At 65.6% G+C, this 23,761-nt stretch carries 16 protein-coding genes; 11 read left to right on the forward strand and 5 right to left on the reverse strand.

Annotated features, from left to right (window positions below):
* Positions 1-192: 192 nt before the first annotated feature.
* Positions 193-1,506: a CobW family GTP-binding protein gene (locus tag ACPUD7_RS01655; protein WP_425118917.1), complete on the reverse strand. Its 1,314-nt coding sequence runs from the start codon at positions 1,504-1,506 to the stop codon at positions 193-195.
* Positions 1,416-4,088 carry a LuxR C-terminal-related transcriptional regulator gene (locus ACPUD7_RS01660; RefSeq protein ID WP_425118918.1) on the reverse strand — a complete coding sequence of 891 codons (2,673 nt, stop codon included), beginning with the start codon at positions 4,086-4,088 and terminating at the stop codon, positions 1,416-1,418. The genes ACPUD7_RS01655 and ACPUD7_RS01660 overlap by 91 nt, the downstream gene beginning before the upstream one ends.
* A gap of 326 nt (positions 4,089-4,414) precedes the next feature.
* On the opposite strand from ACPUD7_RS01660, the gene ACPUD7_RS01665 reads away from it, so the two are divergent.
* The 6 genes from ACPUD7_RS01665 to ACPUD7_RS01690 all read left to right on the forward strand — a co-directional run bounded on the left by ACPUD7_RS01665 (position 4,415) and on the right by ACPUD7_RS01690 (position 12,991).
* Entirely contained in the window at positions 4,415-6,343 is a 1,929-nt protein-coding gene (locus ACPUD7_RS01665; RefSeq protein WP_425118920.1) for a hydantoinase/oxoprolinase family protein, read from the forward strand.
* 82 nt (positions 6,344-6,425) lie between these two features.
* A complete protein-coding gene (locus ACPUD7_RS01670; protein WP_425118922.1) occupies positions 6,426-6,857 on the forward strand; it encodes an acetone carboxylase subunit gamma in 432 nt (143 codons plus the stop codon).
* Positions 6,858-6,871: 14 nt separating this feature from the next.
* Entirely contained in the window at positions 6,872-9,100 is a 2,229-nt protein-coding gene (locus ACPUD7_RS01675; RefSeq protein WP_425118924.1) for a hydantoinase/oxoprolinase family protein, read from the forward strand.
* 12 nt (positions 9,101-9,112) lie between these two features.
* Positions 9,113-11,449 (forward strand): hydantoinase B/oxoprolinase family protein, encoded by a 2,337-nt coding sequence (locus ACPUD7_RS01680; protein ID WP_425118925.1) that lies wholly within the window; start codon positions 9,113-9,115, stop codon positions 11,447-11,449.
* A gap of 137 nt (positions 11,450-11,586) precedes the next feature.
* Positions 11,587-12,381, forward strand: coding sequence for a hypothetical protein (locus ACPUD7_RS01685; protein WP_425118926.1), 795 nt, complete (start codon positions 11,587-11,589; stop codon positions 12,379-12,381).
* Positions 12,382-12,565: 184 nt separating this feature from the next.
* Entirely contained in the window at positions 12,566-12,991 is a 426-nt protein-coding gene (locus ACPUD7_RS01690) for a Fur family transcriptional regulator (RefSeq protein ID WP_425118928.1), read from the forward strand.
* Between the two features lie 6 nt (positions 12,992-12,997).
* Here ACPUD7_RS01690 and ACPUD7_RS01695 read toward each other — a convergent pair whose 3' ends face one another.
* The gene (locus ACPUD7_RS01695) at positions 12,998-14,011 is read right to left on the reverse strand and encodes a GTP-binding protein (RefSeq protein ID WP_425118929.1); all 1,014 of its coding nucleotides are present in this window, start codon (positions 14,009-14,011) and stop codon (positions 12,998-13,000) included.
* A 69-nt stretch (positions 14,012-14,080) separates the two neighbouring features.
* Between ACPUD7_RS01695 and ykgO the strand changes: the two genes are divergently transcribed.
* Entirely contained in the window at positions 14,081-14,203 is a 123-nt protein-coding gene (ykgO, locus tag ACPUD7_RS01700; RefSeq protein ID WP_039212194.1) for a type B 50S ribosomal protein L36, read from the forward strand.
* Between the two features lie 25 nt (positions 14,204-14,228).
* On the opposite strand, the gene ACPUD7_RS01705 is transcribed toward ykgO, so the two are convergent.
* On the reverse strand, positions 14,229-14,882 hold the full coding sequence (locus ACPUD7_RS01705) for a GntR family transcriptional regulator (RefSeq protein WP_425118931.1): 654 nt from the start codon (positions 14,880-14,882) through the stop codon (positions 14,229-14,231).
* A 425-nt stretch (positions 14,883-15,307) separates the two neighbouring features.
* On the opposite strand from ACPUD7_RS01705, the gene ACPUD7_RS01710 reads away from it, so the two are divergent.
* Complete coding sequence (locus tag ACPUD7_RS01710) at positions 15,308-16,969, forward strand: APC family permease (RefSeq protein ID WP_425118932.1); 1,662 nt, start codon at positions 15,308-15,310, stop codon at positions 16,967-16,969.
* A 151-nt stretch (positions 16,970-17,120) separates the two neighbouring features.
* Positions 17,121-17,378, forward strand: a complete 258-nt coding sequence (locus ACPUD7_RS01715) for a hypothetical protein (protein ID WP_425118933.1) — start codon at positions 17,121-17,123, stop codon at positions 17,376-17,378.
* Between the two features lie 84 nt (positions 17,379-17,462).
* Here ACPUD7_RS01715 and mobA read toward each other — a convergent pair whose 3' ends face one another.
* The gene (mobA, locus tag ACPUD7_RS01720; protein WP_425118934.1) at positions 17,463-18,413 is read right to left on the reverse strand and encodes a molybdenum cofactor guanylyltransferase; all 951 of its coding nucleotides are present in this window, start codon (positions 18,411-18,413) and stop codon (positions 17,463-17,465) included.
* Positions 18,414-18,657: 244 nt separating this feature from the next.
* Between mobA and ACPUD7_RS01725 the strand changes: the two genes are divergently transcribed.
* Together ACPUD7_RS01725 and ACPUD7_RS01730 are read left to right on the forward strand one after the other, a co-directional pair.
* Complete coding sequence (locus ACPUD7_RS01725) at positions 18,658-19,923, forward strand: MFS transporter (protein ID WP_425118935.1); 1,266 nt, start codon at positions 18,658-18,660, stop codon at positions 19,921-19,923.
* A gap of 92 nt (positions 19,924-20,015) precedes the next feature.
* Positions 20,016-23,750: a nitrate reductase subunit alpha gene (locus ACPUD7_RS01730; protein ID WP_425119067.1), complete on the forward strand. Its 3,735-nt coding sequence runs from the start codon at positions 20,016-20,018 to the stop codon at positions 23,748-23,750.
* The last annotated feature ends 11 nt before the right edge of the window (positions 23,751-23,761 follow it).

Below are 23,761 nucleotides of genomic sequence, written 5' to 3' on the forward strand. Positions count from 1 at the left end.
GCGGATCGCCCGAAAGTATTCACCGGTGTCCCCCAAAGGGATGATTTCTCGCTGTCGTTTCCGGTCGACCGATCAGCACGACCCGGTGGGGCACACTTCGACCTTAGGGGCGACGGATGCTTCTCGGCACGGGTGTTGACCTCCAGACCGCCCTCAGGAAATACGGAGGAGAACCGGAGGATTGCCTCTGGCTCAGCTGTGCAGACGCACGTGGTGGAGGAGCCGTTCGGCGCGTTCCGGGCTCGGCACCGCGGAGTTGTCGGCCCCGGGATTGAGCGCGGCGACGAGAGAGGAGCGAGCCGCCTCGGCGTCGAAGTCCTCACCGATGACGACGAGGACGCTGTCGGCATCCTGCGCGACCGCGTCCTGCGCGACGGTGTCCTGCCGATCACCGTCCCCCACGGCCCCATCCGGATCCCGAGTCGTGGCAACCGGCCCGCCCGCCTCGGCGACGTAGACGTTCGGGCCGACCGCCTGCACTCCGAAGCGGCGCCGCCCGGACCCCACGGCCACCTGCACGGTTCCCTTCACGCGGTACACCCCCGGCGGCAGGTCCTCGACGAAGTCCATCACCGCATCGGGATCGGCGCATCCGCGCCCCGTGACGGTCACCGACCGCGCATGCCGGTGGGGCATCAGCTCTTCGGAGGCTCCGTCCTCTCCGGCCTGTTCGGCTGCGGCCTCGGCGTAGGCCTGACGCAGCAGCTCCCGGATCGGCAGTTCGGGTTGAGTCGTTTCGGTGCTCACTTCCCCGCCGCCTCGGCGGGATTCGGCGGACCTGCGGTCGCCCTCCCCCGGGTCGAAGATCAGGGTGGGATCGATGCGGGCATGGCTCGTGCCGATGACGATCACGCGCGGGTTGCGCTGGTGGACGCGGTCACGAACGGCGGCAACCGCGGCGTCGCGGTCGTTCGCGGGGATCTGGTCGAGTTTGTTGACCACGACCAGGGTCGTGGCCGCGTAGCGCAGCGGCGGCAGGCTCGAGGTGTCGACTGTCTTGAAGTGCATGGTCGCGTCGACGACGTCGATGACCCCGCCGAGGTGGAACCGATGTTGGCCCATGCGCGTGATCATCCGGGCCAGGGTCAGGGGTTCGGCGAATCCGCTGGCTTCGAGGATGATCGCATCCAGGCGCAGCTTCGGGTTCGTCATCGCCACGAGCGCGTCTTCGAGTTCCGAGTCGTCGGTCAGACAGCACACGCATCCGCCGGCGATCGACAGCGGTTCGTCGACCTGGCCGACAACGAGGCCGGCGTCGATGTTGAGGTCGCCGAAGTCATTGACGATGACTCCGATGCGGGCGTCGGGGTGGCGCAGCAGATGGTTGAGCAGACTCGTCTTCCCGGCGCCGAGGTAGCCGGTGAGCAGGATGACCGGTATCGCTTCCGGGTTCGTCCTGCTCCCGCCGCGGCGGTTCAGTGGAGCACCTGCAAATTCTTCGCACGCCGTACGCAGTCTTCGCGGGAGGATACCCCGAGCATTCGGTACAGCTTGCGCAGGTACCACTTCACCGTGTTCTGACCGATGAAGAGGCGCCCGGCGATCTCCCGGTTCGTGTACCCGGCGTCGACGAGGTGGAGGATTTCGCGTTCCCGCTCACTCAGGGAGGTCGGCGGCTTCGGCGTCGAGGTGATCGGATCGAACTCATCAGGTCCGGCACCGCTCACGACTGTGCCCACGGCACCGGCTGTCGGGGCTCCGGCCGGACCGAGCGGGGCATCATCGGAGCTGAACACTGACGACATCCAAGCCAACGTTCGCTGGCGGGGGTGCCACGTCTCGGGGTCGGCCATGAGTCGAGCGGCGATCTGCCGCACGAGCGATCCGCCTTCGACAAGCGGCTGCGTCAGCCCGCTGGCCTGACTGTCCGGGATCACGTCGTGCATCGTCTCCTCTGCTAGTTCGGGCTGACCGCACGCCTCCAGTGCGGATGCCCACAGAATCTGGTCACGCAGCGCCTGGAATCGGTTGCCCTGACCCTGCGACTCTGCGAACAATACCTCGACCAGAGAACCGAGTCCCACCAGAGCCTCCCCATCGGCTTCGTGAACGACCCGTGCCAGGTCGAAGCGGAGGAGCTCGCGTTCGAACTCCTCCCGCTGCCTCTGGGTGGCATGCAGTGGAACCTCGGGTCTGCGCGTTTCGAAGCCGAGCCGCTGCTTCGTCGTCGCCATCCGCGACCACAGACGGGTCAGCGACAGGGACAGCCCGGCCTGTTCCCCCTGTTCCAAGATATCCCAGGCCCCGTTGAGGTCGTCCCGCCCAGCCCGGATATGAGCCAGCGATTCGTATACGGGGAACATGAAGTCGACGACTCCGGCCCGTTGCCCCAGCTGTAGGGCCTCCTCGAGCAGAGCCTCCGCGCGGTCTCCCCCGCCTCGGTGGTAGAGGAGTTTGCCGACGAGTCCAAGTGAGAGCTTCGCGGCGTGCGACTGTCGGCCCGAGCGTTCGCAAGCGGTGTGGAAGGCATTCGTCCAATGGTGCTGGGCCAAGGCCACATCGAGATTGTGGAAGGCGATGAGTCCAGCGAAGCAGGCACCATAGACCTCGCTGAAGCTGCCGACCACCTGCCGGTGGTACTGCTGGGCCCACTGCTGTTGACGGTCGGCCTCCGGACCGCGACCGCGGTGGATGTCGAAGAACGTGACGACATTGGCCGCCACCGACACCGTCCACGGGTGGAGGCGTTCGGCCTCCTCGAGGACCTCTCTCCGCAGCCGCTGGTCCTCAGGCACCCGGTCCTGGTACATCGCTACGCATTCGCGGACGACAAGGGACTCATGGGAGATCCGGAACCGGTCGGCTGCGGTGAGTCTGCGGTCACCGGCGGCCGCCTCGGCGAGCACTTCGAGGGAGGCGAAGGCCTCATTCGGGAAATGGAGGAGGCAGTAGGCCCACGCGATCGCCAGCTGCAGCCAGGAGCGGGACCCGATCTCCTTCTTCGGCAGCTTCTCCACCAGGGCGAGCAGCGTCGCCATCCTCGAGTGCTCGACCAGCCGCAGCGCCTGCTCTTCGACAACGTCGGTGGCGAAGGAAGCCTCCTCGGCGAGCATCGCATGGTCGACAGCCGGGGAGAGCATCCCCTGCTCGTGGAACCAGTGGGCGGCCAACGAATGGAGTTCGGCGACCTTCTCCGGCTGGTCGCGTTCGAGGCGCTGGCGCAGGAAGTCCCGGAACAGGTGGTGGTAGCGGTACCAGGTGCCGGAATCGTCGAGGCACTGGAGGAAGAGATCGCCGAAGAGCACCTGTTCGATCCGCTGTTCGGCGTTGGTCTCGCCCGTGAGCAGGGTGGCCAGTTCCGCGTTCATCCGGTCGAGGACGGAGGTGAAGAGCAGAAACTTCAGCAGCTTCGGCTCAAGGAGGTCGAGGACATTCTCCGCCAAGTAGTCGCTGATCCCATGCCTGCGGCTGGCTAAGTTGTCCAGCAACGCCGCGGTATCGGAGTCCTTCTTCAGCGCCAAGGAGGTCAGCTGAAGGGCGGCGATCCACCCCTCCGTCTTCGCATGGAGGGCGGAGAGTTCGGTGCCGCTGAGGTCGAGGCCCTTGACATCCACGAGGAACTGCCGCGATTCCCGCTCATCGAAGCGCAGAGTCTCCGGGTTGATCTCGACGACCCGGTCATGCACGCGCAGGGAGGTCAACGGCAGGCCAGTGGCCGTGCGGCTGGTGACGAGTAATCCGAGCTTGTCACCGGAGTCCTCGAGTAGACGGGCCAGCGCCCGCTGGGTCCGCACGTCATCGATGACGTGCCAGTCGTCGAGAACGACGACGCTGCGAAACTGGGCCCGGTGGACGGCATTGATGATGAGGGGGACGACGTAGCGTTCGGCGTCCTCGGGGCGCTCCTCGAGGATCTGGAAGACGTTCTCATCGAGCTCGGGGTGGATGTGCTGGAGGCATTCGAGGAGGTGGCCGAGGAACCACGGGGTGCGGTTGTCATCTGCATCGAGGGAGAACCACGCCGTCTTGTTGCCGCGCCGGGCCAGCTCCGCCATCCACTGCGCGGCCACGGTCGACTTCCCGAAGCCGGCCGGAGCATGGATGAGGGTGAGGCTGCGCACTTCGACCTGATCGATCAGCGCGTCCATCCGCGGGCGCGTCAACCAACGCCCCACCGGAGTGGGCGGCCTGAACCGGGTGGAAGCAGTGGGCGGCATATGGATCATCGAAGCACTCCAGCGTGGTCGAATCGGCACTTCATCGGACTATCCGTGCTTGCTGGAAGCCTATCGCGGGAAGGCTCCGAGCCACCCCCTGAGGCAATCGACCACCCCGGGTGGTTCGTACAAACCCTCCCCCTGGGCGGCTTGCGGCTCCCTCCCAGCCCCTCACTAGATTCGTCGACACCGAGGCAATCTCGTATCGCCATCGGAAGCATCGTCGAGGCGATCCGCGCAACTCAAGGAGGAGTTCAATGGACTACCTGATCAACATCGACAACGGGGGCACACTTACGGACGTGTGTGTCGCCGGAGAGGAAGGGATCTTCTATACGAAGACCCTGACGACCCCGACCGACCTATCCGAATGCTTCTTCACCGGAATCACGCAAGCTGCCGAGGACGTCATCGGAGAGGCTGACCCGACCGCACTGTTGCAGAAGACCGATATCATCCGCTACTCATCGACGCAGGGCACCAACGCCCTCGTCGAACGCAAGGGTCCGGCCATCGGCATCGTCACCGATGACAAGGACTTCCGCGAACAGATCCGCTTCGACGAGACAACGTCCTCGCTCTTCGATGAACTCGTCGGCGAGCGGGTCTCGGTCATCGATGCCGTCGACGATGTGGAGAAGCTCGACGCGACCGTCGTCCAGGCGGTCAACACACTGACCACGGCCGGCGCCGAACGCCTCGTCGTCGCCGTCACCGATGAGGCGAAGGAGAAGGCCATCAAGCGCATCTTCCTCCGCCGCTTCCCCCGCCACCTGCTCGGTTCGGTACCGGTGCTCTTCTCGTGGGAGTTCGCCCCGGATTCGCTGCGCAGCCGCCGCCTGTGGTCGGCGATCCTCAATACCTTCCTCCATCCCACGCTCGAACGCTTCCTCTACAGTGCCGAGCACCGTCTGCGAGCGCAGAAGGTGAAGAACCCGCTGCTCATCTACCGCAACGACGGAGCAAGTTCGCGCGTGGCGAAGTCCGTGGCGCTCAAGACCTATTCCTCGGGTCCGCGCGGCGGACTCGAAGGCACTCGCGCCCTGGCTGAGGCCTACGGCATCCCTCATGTACTGATGATCGACGTCGGCGGCACTACGACCGACGTCGGGGCCGTGGAGGATCTGCGCATCGCCAGCGATCGTCGCGGTCGAGTCGGAGGCGTGCCGATCTCTTTCGAACTCAGCGACGTCCGGTCCAAGGGTGTGGGCGGCAGCTCGATCTTCCGCGTCGTCGACGGACAGATCCAGGTCGGCCCCGACAGCGTCGGTGCGGCACCGGGACCCGCTTGCTTCGGCTTCGGCGGCACCGAGGCGACGATCACCGACGTCAATCTGCTGCTGGGCATCCTCAATCCCGAGACCTATCTCAACGGGGCGATGCGGCTCGACCCCGAACGGTCCAAGCAGGTCATCGAGAAGAACATCGCCGGCCCCCTGAGCATCGACCTCGACGAGGCGCTGCTGCGGCTGGAGAAGGCCCACGCGAAGAAGATCGCCGAGACCTTCGCCGAGCAGGTGCGCCCCGACGGCTCGACGACCCTGGCGGCCTTCGGCGGCGGCGGACCTATGAGCGCCTGTCTGGCCGCCCGCGCGGCCGGAGTCCGCCAGGTACTCGTGCCGCGCCTCGCAGCAGTGTTCTCCGCCTACGGCATCAGCTTCTCCGATATCGCGCAGAACTACGAAGCCGACGTCACCGGGCTGAGCGAGGCCGAGGTCGAAGAATTCCGCAAGGACTTCCTCGATCGCGCCGAACGCTACATGTTCCAGGAAGGCTACGCCCTCAAGGACTGCACGCTCACGTGGAGCCTCATCGTCGAGAACGCCGATGGCAGCGAAGGTGCCCGGTACCGCGCCGATAAGGGCCTGCCGGACGTGAACAGACCGAGCGAGGGTCAACGGACCTTCCTCGACCTCGAGGCCCGACACGCGCTGCCGCACCCTGAGCTCAAGGCCACCCTGCCGACCGCGGACGACAAGGCGACCTCCGAATCGGTCCGCACGGTGCTCGGCGCCGATGGTCAGCGCATGGACATCCCGGTCGTCGTGCTCGAGGATCAGGCTCCCAACGCCGCGGGCATGGGGCCGGCGATCATCGAAGGCCCGTTCTTCACCGCCCGGGTGCCCGAGGACTGGGAGTTCGTCTTCTCCGACACAGGCGACCTCCTGCTCACCGACCACGCCTGACTCACGGGCCGCCTCGACGCCCACTCAATCCACACACCCATTCGATGACGATCTGGAAGGAACCATCGCAATGAAAGTCCCAATGACGGAATATCTCTACATCGACCTCGAGACTGAGCGCTGGCAGTGCCGCGTGTGCGCTCAAGATCTCGGCGATGCGCGGGGGAACTATAAGGAAGGCACCCTCGTCTACGACCGGAACCCCGAGGAGATCCACCCGCCACACATCGACCGGGAGAAGTACAAATACACCTTCTCCCCTGATCCGGCCTTCTGCCGGATCCTCGAATACTGCTGCCCCGGCTGCGGCACTCAGATCGAGGCGGAGTACCTGCCACCCGGCCACCCGCCGACAATCGACATGATCTGGGACATCGACTCCCTCAAGGAGCGCTGGGCTCGCCAGGGCGAGAACCCGATCGATGTCATCAACTACGGACCCGACGAGAACGCCCTCGCCGACCTTCGCCCGTACTATGACGAGGCCGCGGCCGCGCACGCCGCTCAGAGCTGAATCGGAGACCCGACATGAAACGCATTTCAGTAGACATCGGTGGTACCTTCACGGACTGCTTTTTCGCCTGGGACGAGGACTACATCGAGTCCAAGGCGCTGACCACACACCACAATCTGGCGCTCGGCTTCAACTCGGCGCTCGACAATGCCTGTTCCCTGGCCGGTCTCACCCGCGAGGACGTGCTCAAGGAAGTCGACTCGGTCCGCTACGCGACGACGCTGGGCACCAATGCCCTTATCGAGGCCAAGGGCCCACGCGTCGGTGCGATCGTCACTCACGGCTTCGAGGACACCATCCACATCTCCCGGTCGAAGGGCTACGGAGCCGGCCTCGACCCGCAGAAGCAAGGCGATATGGCCGACGCTGCGCGCCCGGCCCCGCTGGTGCCGCGTGAGATGGTCCGGTCGGTGAAGGAACGCGTCGACTCCGTCGGCGAGGTCCTCGTCGCCGTCCAGCCCGATGATGTGCGCTCTCAGGTCCGCGAACTCGTCGACAACGGCGCCGAGGCGATCGTCGTCGCGCTGACCAACGCCACGGAGAACGCCTCGCATGAGCAGCAGATCCTCGAGATCATCCTCGAGGACTACCCTGCTCACGAGCTCGGGTCGATCCCGGTCCTGCTCAGCAGCGACGTCTCCGGACGCAAGGGCGAATACGTCCGCGCGAACTCGACGATCATCGACGCTTTCCTCCACGAGACGATGTTCCACGCGCTCAATCAGCTCTCGGCCAACCTCCGGGAGTCCGGCTACGAGAAGCCGATGCTCGTCATCCACAACTCCGGAGGCATGGCCCAGTCGAATTCGACCGATGCGCTGCAGACGATCCACTCGGGTCCGATCGCCGGTGTCGGAGGTGCCCAGCACCTGTCGGAGAGCACCGGCATCGGCGATGTCGTGTCGATGGACATGGGTGGCACATCCTTCGACATCGGCCTCGTGCCCGAAGGCGGAGTCCAGCATTATGACTTCCAGCCGACGATCGGCCGCTGGCTCGTGTCTGTGCCGATGATCCATCTCAACACGCTCGGCTCGGGCGGCGGTTCGATCGCCACTTACGACCGGATCCACAAGTCCGTCAGGGTCGGACCAGAATCGGCCGGATCGGATCCAGGTCCAGCCTGCTACGATCGCGGCGGTCTGCGCCCGAGCGTCACGGATGCCGACCTCGTCCTCGGTTATCTCGACCCGGAGAACTACGCCAACGGCTTCATCAAGCTCAGCCCGAAGCGCTCGGTGTTCGCGATCGAGGATGCCCTCTGCGACGACCTCGACCTCGAACCCGTCGAGGCGGCAAAGGTCATCAAGCGCACCGTCGATGAGCAGATGGCCATCGGCATCGAGATGGAGCTGCGCTCGCGCGGCGGCACCGTCGAGGACTACACGATGGTCGCCTACGGCGGCAACGGCCCCCTCCACGCCTGTGGCATCGCGGCCCGGGCCGGAATCTCACGTATCCTCTTCCCGCCCTTCGCCTCAGTGTTCTCCGCTCTCGGTGCCAGCAACCTCAAACCGCTGCACATCCACGAGCGCAGCGCCTACATCGTCCTCTACGAACCGATCGGCAGGTCGCTGTTCGACGAGTACGACCGCTTCAACAGCTACATCGAGGAGCTCGAACGCCGCGGCCGTGAGGACCTCGTGCGTCAGGGCTACGACGGCGAGAAGGTTAAACACCGGCTCGAGATGGACATGCGCTATGGCAACCAGCTGGTCACCACGGCTGTGTCCTTCGACATCAACCGGATCAAGAACGTCGGAGACGTGCTCGCAATCATCCGCAAGTTCTCCGATATCTACGGCGACCGCTATGGCGAGGGCACGCAGGCTCCTGAGGCCGGCGTCCGCGTCCAGACCGTGCGCGTGGCCTCCTACATCGACGGTGAGGTCGTGCACTTCGATGACCTCGAGGACGGCGGACAGCGCGTCACGCCGGAACCCGCCGGCCACCGCACGGTGCACTTCGTCGGCCATGACGATCCTGTCGAGACTCCGATCTACGACGCAGGAGCCCTCCGCGAGAACTACGTCGTGCACGGGCCTGCCGTCATCACTACGGAGAACACGACGTACCTCGTCGAACACGGCTGGCGCATCGAGCCGACCCCGCAGGGCGCCGTCTGGCTGCTCAGCGAGTCGACTCTCAGCAGCACCTCCGCCGACTTCGCATCGGCATCCTCGGGCTCGACTCCAGCGTCGGAGTCGGCCTATTCGGACACCTCGTCGGCACTGGTCGAGTAAAGGAGCAGGACAATGACGACCACAGAGACACCACAGCACACCCACGCGCACTCGCACCCGACTCCGGAAACTCACCTCACCCAGGAAGAGCAGGAATGGGTCGATGCGTTCATGAACGACACGACCTTGTTCATCGGGCCCGATCCTGAGATCATGCGTGAGCACAGCATCTCCGAACGCAGCCCGCTGGAGGAGCGGATCCTCGCAAACGACCTCGACCCGCTGGTTGCCGACCGGATCCGCCGCCGCCTGGCCGGCGCCCTCGACGAAGCCTTCGAGATGTGCGAGAGCATGGGCGCAGCCCCCGGTGCGAAATGGGCCGACCTCTCTGTCGCCGTGTACACCGCCTCCGGCGATGTCGCCTACATGTCGAACCGCGGAGTCATCGCGTTCTCTGCGGTGCTCCACCACCCGATCCGCCACATTATGAAGTACTGGAAGGACGAGCCGACGGTGGGCATCAACCCCGGCGACGGTTTCTTCCACAACGATGCGCGCTTCGGCATGGTTCACAACACCGACCAGTCGATGCTCGTCCCGGTCATGCGTGAGGGCGAGATCATCGCATGGGTTGGTGCGACGATCCACGAGGGTGAGAACGGCGCCTGCGAACCCGGCGGTATGCCCTCCGGTTCCGAGACCCCCTTCGATGACGGTCTGCGCGGCTCGCCGATGAAGATCGTCGAGGGTGGCCGACTGCGTCGAGACCTGCTGACCTTCCTCCAGCACTCCACCCGCGACCCGAAGCTCATGCTCGCCGATATCAAGGTGAAGATGGGTGCGGTCAAGCGCGTCATGGACATCGTCGACCAGTCGCTCGAGGAGTTCGGCGTCGAGACCTTCGTCGGCTCAATCCGAATGACCGTCGAGGACGTCGAGAACGAGGTTCGCCGTCGCATCACCGAGCTGCCTGATGGCACGGTGACGGTCAACCAGTTCGTCGATTCGACACTCAAAGAGAACATCCTCATCAAGTTCGCCGCGAAGATCACGGTCGAGGGCGAGCGCCTCATCGTCGACCTGCGGGGCACCGGCCCGGAGATCATCAACCGGGCCATCAACTCCCCGCTGGCCTCGACGAAGGCGTTCCTGTCGCAGGCAATCCTGTCCTACTGGTGGCCAGACCTGCCGCGATCGACGGGAGCCCTGTCTCCTATCGAAGTTATCTCAGATGAGGGCACCTGGGCCGACTGCAGCTATGACGCCCCTACGGGTCAAAACCTGCAGGCTTCCTTCCGCGGCTTCAGCGCCCTGCAGATCGCGTATGCGAAGCTCCAGTTCTCGGTCACGGAGAAGTACGCGAACGTGCTCGCTCCCTGGTTCAACCAGATCAACGACTTCCTCTGGGGCGGAACCACGCAGCATGGAGAGCAGGTCGGCAACCTCTGCGCCGACCTCAACGGCATGAGCGGCGGTGCCAAACCATTCCAGGACGGTGAGGACTCCGTCGCTCCCCTGTTCTGTGCGATGGCCGACACCGGCGAACAAGAAGTCATGGAGGAAGAGGTTCCGTTCCTCCAGCTGGTGAGCAAGCGCGTCGTCCGCGACAACCAGGGCTTCGGGAAGTACCGAAGCGGAATGGGTTACGAGATGATCGTCGCCGCCCGCAACACCCCGAACTGGGGTTTCATGACGGTGACCTCCGGCGCAAAGTTCTCCTCGGTGTGCGGCCTGTTCGGCGGGTACGGCTGCCCGACCTACCCGCTGGCGATGGTCAAGGGGATCAACATCTTCGACATCGTCAAGAAGGACCCCTCACAGTTCGATCTGTCGATGGAACGGGTAATGAACGAGCAGCCGTTCGAAGGCGGCAAGTACTCGACCTACCACATGGGTCTGCAGTTCGATGTCGCTCAGGAGGGTGAGCTCTACATGATCGCCCAGGGCGCCGGCGGCGGCTACGGCGACGTGCTCGAGCGCGATCCCGAGAATGTCATCGCCGATCTGCGCCTCGATCGGATCTCCGCGCACGTCGCTCGCGAGATCTACCAGGTGGCCTGGGATCCGGAGACCTTCGCCGTCGACGCCGAAGAGACGCAGCGGATGCGCGATGCCGAGCGGCGGGCACGGCTTGCCCGGTCCAAGCCCTACGCTGAGTTCGTCAAGGAATTCGTCACCGAGGAACCGCCGGCCGATGTGCCCTACTTCGGCTCCTGGGGCCAGGACAACGATGAGCATCTCTTCGCCACCGTCTGGGGCCACACCGGTCCCGGCCGAGTGCAGGGTGCCATCGAGGAGATCCCTCTCATCACGGTGCCCAACCGTCACGTGGTGAGGATCGGCGAACTCGAGGCACGCATCCGTGAGCTCGAGGAACGCTGTGATGAGGTCGTCCAGCACCGGACCTGACCCGCCCCGACCGCCCGGAACCGGCACCCCTGAACGTGGGGTGCCGGTTCCACTCCCATCCCCGAGGCGGCCGAGCCCTCCGGCTCCGCCCCGCCCGAGGCGTCGCCTCGGCCACCGCACCGATGAAAGGAAGCATAATGTCCGACCGACTCACCGCACTGCTCGATGACGCGGGTGGTCCGCCGAGGCTGCTCCTCGACGCCGCCGCCTACGCCCAGCATGTGATCCTCCAGGATCGCGCCGTGCCCTGGCACGATGCCACCGCATTCTCCAACCATCTGTCGAGCATCCAATCGCTCCTCGGTTCCGAGATCGTGCTCATCCGCCTCGATGACATGCTCGCCGAGGAGCTTGAGACGAACTCGGTTCTCGTCGAGGCGATGTCTGCGAAGACCCGCAAGGGCTTCGCCCTGCGCGCCCTGCTCCGCGACGAAGCTCTGCGCGCTGCCGTCCGCGCCCTCGTCCACACCGCCACGGAGACTCAGCGCAGTCCCGTCATCATCCAGCTGCCCTCCCCGAAGGCGTTGCTGCTGTCAGCTGACGCGGCGGCCGACCCCGACGGCGGTCACGAGATCGATGACGACGATGTCGAGAACGCCGCTGTCTACTGCGCCGACTGGATCCGCGGATTCGCCTCGGTCGGAATCGGAGGGATCATCTTCGACGAACGCACACACCGGTCCCCAGTCGAGGCGTACCAGCCGATCGCGAACACCACCGGGCACTACGGGGTACTGCTCGGCCACCGCCACGATGAGGTCCTCACCTTCGACCACGGCGCCGAGGTTCCCGTCGCCGCTCCCGATGTCTTCACCGGCGCCGAGGCGGTCGGTCACGTCCGTGTGCTCTTCGCTGAGATCCCGGCCGAGACCGTGCCCGAGACCGTGCTCGAACGCCTGACCGAGATGCGGGACGGCCTGCACGTGAGCTGAGCCGCCATGATCATGGCCGTCCTCATCCGTATGGGTGACGACGGTCATCGTCATTCACCTCTTTGGGCGTGGGTCTCATCGTCGGTGCGGCCAGGCGGGCAGTCGCCTCAGCGCCAGTGTGCTTACATGGGAGGCACGCACCTTCCGGTGCGATGATTGGCAGCCAGCGGAGTAAGGACGGGACATGAGCGCACCGGCGCCTGGGGACAAGCACCCGAAGAAGCCGCGGAGCACCGCGCAGAAGGCCCTCATCCGCGCCGCTCTGGAGTCCGAAACCCGCTTCGTCTCGGCCAAGCAGCTGCACCGCCGCCTCGAGGACGAAGGCGCGAGCGTCGGCCTGGCCACGGTGTACCGGCAGCTCAATGCGCTCGGTCACAGCGGTGAGGCCGATACGATCACCGTCGCCGAGACTCAGCTCTTCCGCGCCTGCACGCAGACCGAGCATCACCATCATCTCGTCTGCGAGCGCTGCGGCACCGCCGTCGAGATCGACCCGCCGAGCGAGGACTGGATGCGCACGACTGCCGCCTCGAACGGATTCGCGATCACACACCATGTCTTCGAGATCTTCGGCCTGTGCGCCGACTGCCGGGCGGCTGCCGCGGAGTAGACGCCGTCAGCTCCGGTGCGCGGTGTCCCAGGCGGGGAATTCGTCCGTGTACTCCAACCAGGCCATCGGTCCGGCCAGCAGTTCGGCATCGGTGAGCACCGCACGATCGAGCGCTTCGCACAGCCCCGCCTCGTCGAGGTCGAAGCCGATGACGGCAAGCTCCTGTCCCCACGCGAGCAGCTCCGCCCCAGCACCGCCAAACGGGCCGGCAGACAGCGGTGTCAGCCTCAGCAGGCTTCCGGCCTGGTCCCAATGCGCGCTGGCATAGGGCCGGGACGCCAGTCTGGCGAATCCGGCAGAGCGCACGATTCGGCCCCAGCGGTCTTCGCCGAATGCGGCAGTGAGCACCGCCTGCAGGCGCTGCGGATGGAACGGGCGCGCCTGCTCGAAGCGGCATGCCCCGACGCCTCCCGTATGGGCAGGCGGCCGAAACTCCGCGTTGAGGATCGCCGTCCACCCGGCCGCCGGAGGTCGCCCGCCGAAGTCCCAGCGCTCCGGGGCATGCACGGCGTCGGCCTCGGCAATGAACTGCCTGGCCTCCGGCGCCAGGTGCCCGACCAGACCGAGGGCGGCGGCGAAGCCGGCGAAGTCGATCCGCTCTCCGGGCTCGAGCAGGACGAGCGTGGAGGCGAATTCGACCTGATCGACGAGCAGCGCGGCACGGTCTTCGCAGCCCAGATCGGCAGGCAGGCACACGAGGTCGAGCACACACACGAGATCGGTCAGGACGGCCCGGGACTCCGGGGCACTCAGTGCGCCGATGATCTCCGCACAGCTCGTCTCATCGTCGTACTCGAGCACGAAGCCGCGCACACTCGGCGTCATCGCAACCAGGGCGACGAGGCGGTCGATGACCTCGATGCCCTGCACGGTCTGCTCCGCGGGAACGAACACATAATCGCGCGCTCCCGCCAGCGCCATCGCATATCGCCGTCGCTCCGCGGCGCAGAGACCGACGACCGCGATCGCTTCGATCTCACCGGCCACCGGTGCTCGCGCCCCCTCGAATGAGTCCTGCATTCGCTTCCCTTCGCCTGAGACCATAGTATTACTGTTAATGATACTCGTTCTCACTAAGGAGTCACACTCATGAAGGTTCGACGTTCACTGCGGTCCCTGAAGTCCCAGCCCGGCTCTCAGGTCGTCCGTCGACGCGGACGCGTCTACGTCATCAACAAGAAGAATCCCCGATTCAAAGCTCGACAGGGCTGAGTCGGCCCCGTCCCGAGCGGACGGTTCAGCCTCGCTCGAACAGCTGCGGATCGGCTTCGACGAGTCGGCGGGTGTGGCGGATATGGGAAGCCATGGCCGCCTCGGCGGATTCGATGTCTTCGATCTCGATCGCGCGCAGGATCATCCGATGCTCGGCGAAGATGTCGGTTTTGCGTCGGTGCACATCGGCGGTCAGCAGCCGCCTGCGGTAGTAGTGACTGAGGTTCCACAGGTGGTCGACGGTCTCGCTCAGCCGTGCCGCATCGGGCACGGCCATGATCGCGCGGTGGAAGTCGCGGTCGCGTTCGAGGAACTCACCGGCCGATGTCGCGGACTCGACCGCCTCGGCGAGGTGGACGAAATCCGCCATCGCCTCCGGGGCATGCAGGGGGATCGCCATCGACAGCAGCAGCGGCTCGAGGCGTTCGCGCATGAGGTAGACCTCGCGGCACTCCTCGAGGCTGAGTTCGGTCACCCACGCCCCCGTCGACGGCACCAGCGTGATCAGTCCGGCGGTGGCGAGGCTGCGCAGGGCCTCACGGATGGGGATCCGGCTGACGCCGAACTCGGCGGCGATCTCCTCCTGCCGGATGCGCGCCCCCGGCGGCAGCTGACCGTCGATGATGCGCGCCCGCAGCTCTGCCGCGATCGCGCCACTGCGACCTGGATCGTGGGTCATCGCGCACTCCCTCCTGCGGGTGAGATCCTTCGCGCTCGACCCCGACGATCGGCGCGACGCGCCGAAGGGGCGAAAAATCGCAACCCAATTGCAACCCGTCGCCATCACCCTACACAGCCGCCGATCTGCGCTGAGGGAAAGCTGTGAGACTTTCCGCCGATCGGATCCAATCGGACCCTTCTCCCTGCCACTGACATGCGCGATTCCGACATCGATTCCGCCATTTCCCGCGCGATTGGATCCAATCGCAGATCGCTGACTCCGCGACTCGGAAAACTGAGCATCGTCGCTGGTCATCTGGTGTATAAAGGCGCCCTCTCAAATGAGCTGCAAACGCTCTGACAGTGATTGACATCACCCACAGGGCGGCGCAGACTTCAACAGTCGAAAATGGTTTCGAAAGCGAAGGGGCAACGATGTCAACCATGAATCCCCCGACACCCGGAGCTGCGGCCTCCGGTGCCGACAGACCGATGAAGGTCGACGTCCGCAGCGACAAGGGACTGAAGAGAGATATCGGAAAGATCGGCCTGCTGTTCACAGGGGTCGGCTCGATCATCGGTTCCGGCTGGCTCTTCGGAGCCTTCAACGCCTCGGTGATGGTCGGACCCGCCTCGTTGATCTCCTGGGCCCTGGGCGCGGTGATGATGATCTTCGTGGCGCTCAACTACGCCGAGCTCGGCGTGATGTTCCCCGTTGCCGGCGGCGTCATCCGCTTCCCGCACTTCTCGTTCGGATCCTTCGCCAGCTTCACATCAGGCTGGATCACCTGGCTCTCCGTCGCGGCGACCGTGCCGATCGAGGTCATGGCGGCCGTGCAGTACGCTTCGAGCTATCTGCCCTGGCTCATGCACACCGTCGATGACGTCGCCGTCCTCACCGGCCCCGGCATCGCGGTGAGCATCGCGCTCATGCTCGTCTTCAGCATCATCAACCTCTACGGCGTCTCGCTGTTCGCCCGCTTCAACAACGTCCTCGTGTGGTGGAAACTCGTCGTCATCGTCCTCGTCATCGTCGTGTTCTTCGCACTGGCCTTCAATCCCGGCCACTTCACCTCACAGCAGTTCGGCGGCTTCGCGCCCAACGGAGTGAGCCCGATCCTCGCCGCCCTGCCCGCCGCGGGCATCGTCTTCTCCTACCTCGGATTCCGGCAGGGCGTGGAGTTCGCAGGTGAGACGACGAACCCGCAGAAGAACGTGCCGTTCGCCGTGGTCGGATCGATCCTCGTCACCGGAGCCATCTACATCCTCCTGCAGGCCGCTTTCATCGGCGCTCTGCCGACCGACCTGCTCAAGGACGGTTGGGCGAACCTCGCGTTCACCAACGATGCGGGCCCTCTGGCCGAGATCTCCCTGCTGCTGGGAGCGGTGTGGCTGGCCATCATCCTCTACGGTGATGCGATCATCTCCCCCGCCGACACCGGTCTGATCTACACCGCTCTGGCTCCACGCCTGTCGTACTCGCAGGCGAAGGTCGGCAACGCACCCCGCGCCCTGGCGAAGCTCAACAAGAACGGCGTGCCGTGGATCTCGCTGCTCGTGGTCTTCGTCGTCTCGTGCATCATGTTCCTGCCGTTCCCGTCCTGGGCGAAGCTCGTCGGCTTCATCACCTCGGGCACGGTGCTCTCGTTCGCCACCGGCCCCGTCGTGGTGGCGGCACTGCGCCGTCAGCTGCCCGAGCAGGATCGCCCCTTCAAGCTGCCCGGCGGTGATGCGCTACCGATCATCGGGTTCGTCTGCGCGAACCTCATCGTCTACTGGACGGGGTGGGAGACGAACTGGAAGCTGTTCCTCGCCGTGGCCATCGGCTATGTCGTGATGATCGCCCACCACATCTTCGCCACAGACAAGTCCCGCCTGCCGGATCTGAAGATGCGTTCGGGCTGGTGGATGCTGCTGTGGATGGTCGGGCTCGTCGTCCTCAGCTTCATCGGTCACTACGGCGGCGGCCTCGACCTCCTCGGCTTCATCGTCGGCGAGATCGTCACCGTGATCTTCTCGATCATCGTCTTCTACATCGGCATCGCCTGCCGCCTGAGTCCCGAAGAAGCCGTCGAGGCCGTCGAACAGACGCAGATCGACGGCTGAAGACCCTCGCCGAGGCGACCGTCGTGAGTCACGATGACCGCCGTTTCCGGCCCGCCCCGGCACCCTCGCCGAGGCGGGCCGGATTTATTCACGGCCGAAACCGACCCGTACGCCCCAGCAATTCCCTAGGCTCTGGTTCCAAGGAGGTGCCATGGCCACCACATACGAACCGGAGCAGATCGCGGCGATGGCCGCGGAATTCGGTCGTGCCGCCGCCCTGCTCGACATCGACCTGCCGAGCGATCCGGTCGAGCTGACCGACTGCATCCTCACCGCCAGCGCCCGATGGAGCAGCCTTTCCGGCTGTCGTGCGCTCGGACCGTTCGGCGCATTCCTCGCCGGAGCCGCAGACGAGCCCGCCTTCGACCACCTCGATCGGCTCGTCGCGGGACTGACGGTCAGAGACTGAGCGAACCGACCGAGCCCACGGCTGAGCTGACCGGTTCGGAGGCTGTGCTGCCTGTCCGAGGCTGCCGCTGACCTCGGCTGCTGCTCAGCCCTCGGGCTTCAGCGCCGCTTCGACGGCGGCGATCGCCTCGGCGACCGACCCGCCCTCGGCGCCGCGCGCATGCACGGCGCCGGCCAGGAAGGCGGCGAGGACCGGGCTGAGCGAGGAGTCCGAATGCTTGACGCGAGAGGCGAAGTCGAGCACCGCCTCAGCATCCGCCTCACTGATCTCACCCCATGCGCCCTCAGTCTCGGCCACTTCACCGGGCAGACCGCCCTCGGTCTCGGCTGCGTCACCGCTCAGACCATCCGCGGCCTGTTCACGCAGCCGCAGCACCGCCTCGGGGGCGGGGCGAGAGGCTGTCTGTTCCTCGGCCGACACCTCGGGCTGGGTAAGTTGGGCCCGGACCCGGTCGAACTCCGCTGGAGTATCGAAATCGAGCAGCTGTCGTGGATCGACGTCGACACGCACCGCGTCGATCGTGCGGTAGAGCAGCTTCACCGCCCGATCGGTCGGATCCCCGATCTCCTGCAGCCGTCGGCACAGGAGCCGCGTCGGCCACGCCGCGCAGAGGAATTGCATGCTGTCGCGATCGTCGTATCCCACTGCCGGTACCCCGGCGCGCGAGCAGGCATCCATGAGGTCACGCAGATGTCCGGGCAGCACCAACGGCATGTCCCCGGCCACGATGAGGGTGATCGCGTCCTCCCCAGGGTCTCCGCAGGACTCGACGATCCCGTTCACGGCCGCGGCGATACCAGCCAAGGGGCCCGAAAACTTCGGCTCCTCACGCACCGCGACGACGCACTCACGCTCGACCTCGCTCAAGCCGTCGAGCGGACCGGCCACCCAGACTCCGGCTTCGGGAGCGGCGGCGAGAACAGCGGAGAGGATCCGCGATATCACCGCTGTTCCGTCGAGGTCGACGCCGGGCTTGTGCGTCCCGCCGAAGCGTCGCGACCGACCCCCGCTGAGAATGACTGCTGAGACCTCCATGAGCCGATCATACATATTTCTACGAGTCGTAGAATAGGGTACTCGCTGCTGAGGTATATCGAATCGTGATCGATTCAGATCAAGGCGCGAGACTTCCTGCCTGCTCCCTTCACCGCCCCCACCACAGGTTAAGTCGCTTTCCCGCCGAGGTCCGGGAATAAACACGGTGGAAACGGTTCCCGTTTCTCTTCGACTCTGCTGTGATCGACGACATAGAAGCCCACGTCGATGCAGGAGGATCGAGATGCCACAGCAGCCGGCACCATCGCCACGGCGTTCCGAACGCACTCGCGCTCTGGTCTTCGCCACACTCGGGTTCACAGTGACGTTCTGGGCGTGGTCGCTCATCAGCCCCCTCGGACCGCACTTCGTCGCCGAGGAGCTCACCGCCGACTCCTCACTGCTCGTGGCCGTGCCCGTGCTCGTCGGCTCGCTGGGACGCATCGTCGTCGGAGCCCTCACCGACCGCCTCGGCGGGCGCTTCATGATGTCGTTCATCGCACTCATCACCGTCATCCCGGTCCTCTTCGTCGGGTTCATCGGCCAGTACACCTACCCGGCACTCATCGTCGGCGGATTCTTCCTCGGTGTGGCGGGGACGAGCTTCGCCGTCGGAGTGCCCTACGTCAATCGGTGGTTCTCGAAGGAGTCCCGCGGTTCGGCCATCGGCGTCTACGGCATCGGCATGGGCGGCACCGCGATCGCAGCGTTCACCACCGTCCCCCTGCACGACATCTGGCCACAGCTGCCGTTCATCATCGCCGCGGTCGTCCTCATCGTCTATGCGATCCTCGCCGCGACGATGATGCGCAACCCTCCCGGCTGGCAGCCGGTGCGACAGAGCCTGATCTCGACTCTCGGGCAGACTCTGTCGATCAAACTCACCTGGCAGGCGTCCTACCTCTACGCGCTCGCCTTCGGCGGGTATGTCGCCTTCTCCGTCTACCTGCCGACGTTCCTCCACAACGACTACGATCTCGAGCCTGCCGATGCTTCGCTGCGCATGGCCGGGTTCGTCATCGTCGCCGTCATCGCCCGCCCCGTGGGAGGCGTCCTCTCCGACCGCCTCGGCGCATCGAAGACTCTGGGGGTCGCTTATTCGATGATTGCGATCTGCGCCATCGCGCTGTCGTTCCATCCCTTGGCATTCATCGTCTACACCAGCGAATTCATCGCTATGTCAGCAGGGTTCGGTCTCGCCTCCGGCGCCACCTTCGCCCTCATCGCACAGCGCTCGGATCCCGCCCGCGTCGGTTCGATCACCGGCTTCGTCGGAGCTGCCGGCGGAATGGGCGGATTCGTGCCGCCGCTCCTGCTGGGAGCGATGTGGTCGGCCACCCAGGACTATTCACTGGGACTGCTGCTGCTCGCCGGCTTCACCGTCATCGCCCTCCTCATCACCCTCTGGATCGGCACGAACCCGCCGCCCCCAACGGCAGCCGATGCCGCTTCCGACGGTGATTCCACCGCGCCCGGCACCACCGACCATGACAAGGAGACACACTCATGAGCATCGAGAACTCCACGCAGAACAGTGCAGGAACGGCGCCTGCAGGCTCCTCGGCGTCGGCGGACCGGCGGCCCGGCGTCGACGGTTCGCTGATGAACGCGCTCATCGGCAGCCGCAAGTTCTTCACCCCGCGGGCGACGATGAGCGACGACAGACGCGAAATCCACTATTCCGGCGGCCGCCAGGGCGATTCGTTCTACCGCAACCGGTGGTCCCACGACAAGGTCGTCCGCTCCACCCACGGTGTCAACTGCACGGGTTCGTGCTCCTGGCACGTCTACGTCAAGGACGGGCTCATCACCTGGGAGTCCCAGGCCACCGACTATCCGAGCGCCGGCCCGGACATGCCCGAATACGAACCGCGCGGCTGCCCCCGCGGTGCGTCGTTCTCCTGGTACACCTACTCCCCCACCCGCGTGCGCTACCCCTATGTCCGTGGTGCCCTGCTGCGTCTCTTCCGCGAGGCCAAGGCCGCCAACGGCCACGACCCGGTGCTCGCATGGAAGTCCATCGTCGAGGATCCGGTCAAGGCCCGCCGCTACAAGTCCGTGCGCGGCAAGGGCGGACTCGTGCGTGCCACCTGGTCCGAAGCCGTCGAGATCGTGGCCGCCGCCTATGTCTACACCGTCAAGTACCTCGGTCCCGACCGGACCACCGGCTTCTCCCCCATCCCCGCGATGAGCCCGGTGTCCTTCTCCTCCGGAGCACGCTTCCACCAGCTCATCGGCGGTTCGATGCTGTCCTTCTACGATTGGTACGCCGATCTGCCTCCGGCCTCCCCACAGGTCTTCGGCGATCAGACCGATGTACCCGAATCTGGTGACTGGTGGAACTCGAGCTACCTGATGATGTGGGGCTCGAACGTGCCGTTGACCCGCACCCCCGATGCCCACTGGATGGCCGAGGCCCGCTATCACGGGCAGAAGGTCATCTCGATCGCCCCGGACTATGCGGAGAACGTGAAGTTCGCCGACGAATGGCTGGCGCCGGCCACCGGCACGGACGGGGCCCTGGCGATGGCGATGGGCCATGTCATCCTCAAGGAGTTCTTCGTCGACGCGAGAACGGACTACTTCGACGGCTATGTCCGCAAGTACACGGATCTGCCGTTCCTCGTCGAACTCGAGCCCGGAGACGACGGGACCTATCAGCCCGGTCGCTTCGTCACCGCCACCGACCTCGGCTCCGCGACCACCGCCGAGGCGGACACCGAGGACGCGGACTTCAAACCCGCCCTGTGGGACAAAGCCACCGGCGCCCCCGCCGTTCCGAACGGCACCCTGGGCCACCGCTTCGCCGCCGACGGTGAGGGCAGATGGAACCTCGACCTCGGGGACATCGACCCGGCCCTGTCGATCCGCGAGGCCGAATCCGACGGAGAGGCGGGATCCGGGACCTCCGGCACCGAGGCGGATGCCGATCGGCCAGGTGCCGTGACGATCAGGCTCCCGCGCTTCGACACCGCCATCCAGGGCGAGATCGACGACGTCGTGCGCGGTGTCCCGGTCCGCCGCCTCGGCGACCGCGTAGTCACGACGGTCTTCGACCTCCTGCTCGCCGAGTACGGTGTGCCCCGCGAGGGTCTGCCCGGTCAGTGGCCGGCCGACTACGAGGATGCGACGAGCCCGAACACCCCCGCCTGGCAGGAGGCCATCACCGGAGTGCCCTGGCAGGCGGCGGCACGGATCGCCCGTGAGTTCGCGGCCAATGCCCGTGATTCGAAGGGCCGGTCCATGATCATCATGGGCGCGGGCACGAACCACTGGTTCCACTCCGACCAGACCTACCGCACCTTCCTCACCCTGACCACGCTGTGCGGGACCCAGGGAGTCAACGGCGGCGGCTGGGCCCACTACGTCGGGCAGGAGAAGATCCGTCCGTTCACCGGCTGGCTGCACCTGGCCAATGCGCTCGACTGGGTGCGCCCACCGCGGCAGATGACGCAGACGACGTACTGGTACATGCACACCGATCAGTGGCGCTACGACCAGTTCGGGGCCGATATGCTCTCGGCCCGCGCCGGTCAGGGAAAATTCGCGGGCATGTCCACCGCCGATGCCGTTGCCCAGGCCACCCGGCTCGGCTGGCAGCCGTACTACCCGACCTTCGATGACAATCCCCTCGACATCGCCGAGGCGGCCAAGGCGGCGGGCAAGACCAGTGCCGAGCACATCGTCGACGAACTCAAGGCCGACCGTCTGCGCTTCGCTGTCGAGGACCCGGATGCTGAGAACAACTATCCGCGCATCTGGTCGATGTGGCGGGCCAACACCCTGGGCTCCTCGGCCAAGGGCGACCAGTACTTCCTCAAGCACCTCCTCGGCGTGGACAATTCCGTCAGCGCCGAACAGACGCCGGAGCATCTGCGCCCCCGCGACGTCGACTGGCGCGAGGAGGCCCCCGAGGGCAAGATCGACCTGCTGCTCACCCTCGATTTCCGGATGACCACGACGACCCTGCATTCGGATGTCGTGCTCCCGGCGGCCACCTGGTATGAGAAGCACGATCTGTCGACGACGGACATGCACCCGTTCGTCAACACCTTCAACCCGGCGATCTCGACCCCCTGGCAGTCGCGCAACGACTGGGACACCTGGGCGACGATCGCCGAGAAGTTCTCCGAACTCGCCCGCACCCATCTGGGCACGCGCACCGATGTCGTGGCCGTTCCGCTCCAGCACGACAGTCCGGATGCGCTTAACACCCCGCACGGGCGGGTCAAGGATTGGAAGTTCGGCGAATGCGAGCCGGTCCCCGGCAAGACCATGCCCAAACTCGTCGAGGTCGAACGCGACTTTACGGCCATCTACGACAAGTACACCTCGATCGGACCGCTGCTCGAATCCCAGGGGATGACCGCCCGCGGCATCCGCTACGACGTCGACCATCACATCGAACGGCTCCGGCGACTCAACGGGGTGGCGACCACGGGCGCAGGCAAGGGTCAGCCCCGGCTCGACACCGATCGGCAGGCTGCGGACTACATCCTCGGCCTGTCGGGGACGACGAACGGACTCATGGCCACCGAGGGATTCACGAAGCTCGAGGCCCGCACTGGTCAGAAGCTCGCCGATCTGTCGGCCGAGCACGAAGGCAAGCAGGTCTCCTTCGAAGACGCGAAAGCGGCCCCGGTGCCGGTGATCACCTCACCCGAATGGTCGGGCTCGGAGTCCGGGGGCAGACGCTATTCGCCGTTCACGATCAATGTCGAGCGGCTCAAACCCTGGCATACGCTCACCGGCCGCTACCAGTTCTACATCGACCATGACTGGTTCATCGAGATGGGCGATTCCCTGCCCACGTTCCGGCCTCCGCTGGACATGAATGCCCTGTTCGGGGAACCGGTCGTCGGCGATTCGGACGGAACCTCGATCGCGGTGCGCTACCTGACTCCGCACAACAAATGGGCGATCCACTCGATGTATCAGGAGAACTTCTTCATGATGAGCCTCGGCCGCGGCGGGCAGACGATCTGGATGAGCGTCGAGGACGCCGAAGCCGTGGGCATCGCCGACAACGACTGGATCGAGGCGATCAACCGCAATGGGGTCGTCGCCGCCCGGGCCGTCGTCTCCCACCGGATGCCCAAGGGCACAGCCTTCATGCATCACGCGCAGGAGCGCACGGTCAACGTCCCGCTGTCGGAGACGACCGGGCAGCGCGGCGGGATCCACAATTCGCTCACGCGGATCATGATCAAACCGACCCACCTCGTCGGCGGATACGGGCAGCTGTCCTTCGCCTTCAACTACTACGGGCCCACAGGAAATCAGCGCGACGAGGTGACCGTGATCCGGCGGCGCACCAACCAGATCGTGGAGTACTGAGAGGCGATGGC

This window comes from Brevibacterium sp. FAM 24630 (genome assembly GCF_049804075.1).
Lineage (GTDB): Bacteria > Actinomycetota > Actinomycetes > Actinomycetales > Brevibacteriaceae > Brevibacterium.